4 protein-coding genes are annotated in these 3677 nt (G+C 58.8%); 3 read left to right on the top strand and 1 reads right to left on the bottom strand.

The annotated features are described in order from the left end of the window. Nucleotides 1-202: 202 nt before the first annotated feature. Nucleotides 203-529, bottom strand: coding sequence for a DUF2025 family protein (locus RGM2987_RS00375; protein WP_245138136.1), 327 nt, complete (start codon nucleotides 527-529; stop codon nucleotides 203-205). 230 nt (nucleotides 530-759) lie between these two features. On the opposite strand from RGM2987_RS00375, the gene RGM2987_RS00370 reads away from it, so the two are divergent. The 3 genes from RGM2987_RS00370 (at nucleotide 760) to RGM2987_RS00360 (ending at nucleotide 3524) form a co-directional block, all read left to right on the top strand. Then, nucleotides 760-1887 carry a glycerophosphodiester phosphodiesterase gene (locus RGM2987_RS00370; RefSeq protein WP_245138135.1) on the top strand — a complete coding sequence of 376 codons (1128 nt, stop codon included), beginning with the start codon at nucleotides 760-762 and terminating at the stop codon, nucleotides 1885-1887. 140 nt (nucleotides 1888-2027) lie between these two features. Beyond that, entirely contained in the window at nucleotides 2028-2333 is a 306-nt protein-coding gene (locus tag RGM2987_RS00365; protein ID WP_245138134.1) for a PepSY domain-containing protein, read from the top strand. 168 nt (nucleotides 2334-2501) lie between these two features. Continuing rightward, nucleotides 2502-3524 carry a transporter gene (locus RGM2987_RS00360; protein ID WP_245138133.1) on the top strand — a complete coding sequence of 341 codons (1023 nt, stop codon included), beginning with the start codon at nucleotides 2502-2504 and terminating at the stop codon, nucleotides 3522-3524. Nucleotides 3525-3677 lie beyond the last annotated feature (153 nt).

Raw genomic sequence — 3677 nt, 5'->3', positions numbered from 1 at the left:
TGTGCAGGGGTGTTCGCGAGCAAGCCCGCTCCCACAGGGGTTCTCGGGGGGTTGCAAGGTTGTGTTCACACCACAAATCCATTGTGGGAGTGAGCCTGCTCGCGAAAGCGGTGGGTCAGTTTGCATTGATGTTGAATGTGCAGCCGCTATCGCGAGCAAGCTCGCTCCCACAGGGGTTCTTGTTTCAACTCGAGATCGTGGCTCAGCTTTCCACCCGTTGCCGCACCGCGACGATCTCCGGCAGGTCATGGCGCGCCATGTACACCCGCAGCGGTTCGGTGAGGTTGATCCGGTCATCTACGTTCTGGTCCAGCAGCAACTGGATTCTCTCGCGCTTGAGGGCCATGGTGCCGTCTGCCACGGGGGCCCAGACGAATTCGCAAGTGGGAATGATGCCGTCGTCGGCCACATCCATGCCGAAGGCGTCTTCGCTGAAGCGCACAATGTATTGGCCAGTCTTGCGGTTCAGGCCGACAAAACCCTTGAGCTGGTCGGCGGCCTGGCAGATGAGTGTCGAAGTGGTGCGCATGGTAAACCTCAGAACGTCTGATCAATGGTTTACACGCAGGGCAAGCGAACAAAGGAGTTAAGGTTTCCCGCTGCCGGGGAAACTGGTGCGGCCAAGGGTACTGCAAAGCGTCCTGGAAATGCGTGGGAAAAATCTGCTTTGCACACGTTTATGTCGGTATGGCGATAGCGCCGACGGCGCTCAGTTGTTAAAAGATAGGTTTTGCAGAAACCTACGAAAGGACCTCGAGCATGCCTGTCACCTTCACCCGCAGCGCGTTGATGTTGAGCCTGTTGCTCGGCCTCGGCCAGGCACACGCCGCTGAAGTATCCAGCCCCAAGGCCCTGGCGGCCCTTCAGGGCATTCCTCATCCGGCGGTCATCGCCCACCGAGGCGCCTCGTTCGACGCCCCGGAATCCACCGCCGCCGCCTACAAGCTGGCCCGCGACCTGGGCGCCGACTACCTGGAACTGGACCTGCAACGCAGCAAGGACGGCGTGTTGTTCGTCCTGCATGACGACAGCCTGCTGCGCACCACAGACGTCGCGAGCAAATTTCCCGAGCGCAAGGACAGCACCGCCAATGAGTTCACCATGGCCGAACTCAAAACCCTCGACGCCGGCAGTTGGTTCAACACCGCCTACCCGGACCGCGCCCGCCCTGCTTTCGCTGGCCTGAAAATCCTCACCCTCGATGAAGTGATCAACATTGCCGAAGGCAACCCGCAGCACAAACCCGGCCTGTACATCGAAACCAAGGAACCGAAGCTGTTCCCCGGCATCGAACGCGACCTTAAAGACAAACTGCAGGACCGCGGCTGGTTGAGTCCCTCCGGTTCCAAACTCGCCAAAAGCGCTACCGGCGTAGGTCAAGGCAAGGGCAAAGTGGTCTTGCAGACGTTCGAGAAGAGCAGCCTCGAACTGCTGCAAAAAGAAATGCCGAAAGTGCCGAAGATCCTGCTGTTGTGGGTCGGCGAAGGCAGCATCGAGCCCAAGTCCAAGGTGCCGTTTGCCGAATCCGGCGAAACCGACAAGGCGGCCTATTACGCCAAACAGGAACCCAAGGACAAGGCTGAATTCGAGAAATGGGTCCAGTACGCCAAGGCCCAGGGTGCCATCGGCACAGGGCCGTCCGCGGCATTGACCCACGGCGGCAGCCAGAGTTACGCGGACCTGGTGCAGCCATGGATGAACCAGTACACCCATGACCAGGGTCTGCTGGTGCATGTCTACACCGTGGATGAAGCGGTGGACTTCAAGAAAGTGATGGATGCTGGTGTCGATGGGATCTTCACCAACCGCGCCAGTGAACTGCTCAAGTACTTCAAGCGGCCCGAGACGGGCACGGCCGTGCAGTTGCTGGAGAATAACGGTTATTGAAACCGGACATGCCTGTGGGGAACTATGGGCATGCGAGTGCATTCCAAGTTGTTACAAATTAAGGGTGAATTAAGTTGCCAGCGTTAGCTTGAACCCACTTAAACGAATCACCCCCTTTAATGACACCAAGGAAAGCACTTATGAAAACGTTGACTGCCCTGTTTACCGCTGCTGCCCTGACCCTCACCGCTGGCCTGGCCCAGGCGGACGTACGAATCGACCAGGTTCCACAGTTGGTCAAGGACGGCAAGATCAAGTCCCTGGAATCGATGAACGAAGAAGCCCTGAAGTTGCATCCGGGCGCCACCATCACCGACACTGACCTGGACAATCACTTCAACGGTTATGAGTACGAAGTTGAACTGAAGACCGCCGATGGCAAAGAGTTCGATGTCGACTTCGACGCCACTACCGGCAAAGTCCTGAGCAACAAGCAAGACACTTGATCCGTCCGCCAAAAGAGCCGCGCGACTTCCGAGTTGCGCGGTTTTTTTTGCATAGAAGAAAGCCGTCTGCCGCTGCACACCCTGTCACAAAACCTTCAAGAAACCTTGCCATGATCTCGTCCAAGTGAACCTGTAGTTAGCACAGGCACTTCCCGCCAGCGAGACTTCATGAACCACAGCATTGATCAAAGCCACCGTGATCCGGACCTGTTCGGCCTGCTTTACGGGTTTCGTTTCCGCCCCGGCGAGCGTGGACGGGAGATCGATTCGGCCCAAGCGTTGCGCAGCCTGCAGCAGCCGCAAGACGACGATGAGTTCCTATGGCTGCACCTGAACCTGGCCCATGCGGCGTGCGAGCGCTGGATGAAAAGTCATCTGGCCCTGCCCGAGGAGTTTTTCGAAGCCTTGCATGAAGGCTCGCGCTCGACCCGCATCGAACACGTGGATTCGGCCTTGCTGGCGGTGGTGAACGATGTGGTGTTCAACCTCAGCAACCTGGTGTCCTCGGATGTGTCCACGTTATGGGTGTGCGTTCACAGCCGATTGATCGTCAGCGCACGCCTGCAACCCCTGCATTCGGTCGACAAATTGCGCTCATCGGTGAAGGCCGGTGAATGCTTTCGCTCGCCACTGGAATTGCTCGTGCACCTGCTGCGCGACCAGGGTGAAGTGCTGACCCAGATCGTGCGCAAGACCAGCCTCAGCGTCGATCAGATCGAAGATCAGTTGCTGTCCTCGCGCCTGTCCACCAACCGCGCCGAACTGGGCAGCCAGCGCCGGGTACTGGTGCGCCTGCAACGCCTGCTGGCGCTGGAGCCGGGTTCGTTGCTGCGCCTGCTCAACCGTCCGCCGCAATGGTTGCAGAAAGAAGACGTCAAGGAGCTGCGCAAGTCCACCGAGGAATTCGCCCTGATCATCAACGACCTGACCGCACTGGGCGAACGGATCAAGCTGTTGCAGGAAGAGATCGCCGCCAACCTCAACGAACAGAGCAACCGCACCCTGTTCACCCTGACCGTGGTCACGGTGCTGGCCCTGCCCATCAACATCATTGCCGGTTTCTTCGGCATGAACGTCGGCGGTGTGCCACTCGCTACTGATCCCGAAGGTTTCTGGATCCTCGTGGCGCTGGTCGCGACCTTCACCGTGATCGCCGGCCGCTGGGCGTTTCGTAAGCGACGGGATTATTGAGCCTGGATTGCACGGATGTTCAGCTAAAAACATTCCACCCGTGGCGAGGGAGCTTGCTCCCGCTCGGCTGCGCAGCAGTCGTAAAATCCTCCTGACACATCGCGTCTGATGGTTTGGGGCTGCTGCGCAGCCCCGCGGGAGCAAGCTCCCTCG

The organism is Pseudomonas sp. RGM2987 (assembly GCF_022952855.1).
Taxonomy (GTDB): Bacteria; Pseudomonadota; Gammaproteobacteria; order Pseudomonadales; family Pseudomonadaceae; genus Aquipseudomonas.
This window is presented reverse-complemented; position numbering and strand designations above follow the sequence as displayed.

What these genes read in the sequence shown, in the direction of transcription:
- RGM2987_RS00375 (WP_245138136.1), bottom strand. Translation starts at nt 529, where the DNA reads ATGCGCACCACTTCGACACTCATCTGCCAGGCCGCCGACCAGCTCAAG.
- RGM2987_RS00370 (WP_245138135.1), top strand. Translation starts at nt 760, where the DNA reads ATGCCTGTCACCTTCACCCGCAGCGCGTTGATGTTGAGCCTGTTGCTC.
- RGM2987_RS00365 (WP_245138134.1), top strand. Translation starts at nt 2,028, where the DNA reads ATGAAAACGTTGACTGCCCTGTTTACCGCTGCTGCCCTGACCCTCACC.
- RGM2987_RS00360 (WP_245138133.1), top strand. Translation starts at nt 2,502, where the DNA reads ATGAACCACAGCATTGATCAAAGCCACCGTGATCCGGACCTGTTCGGC.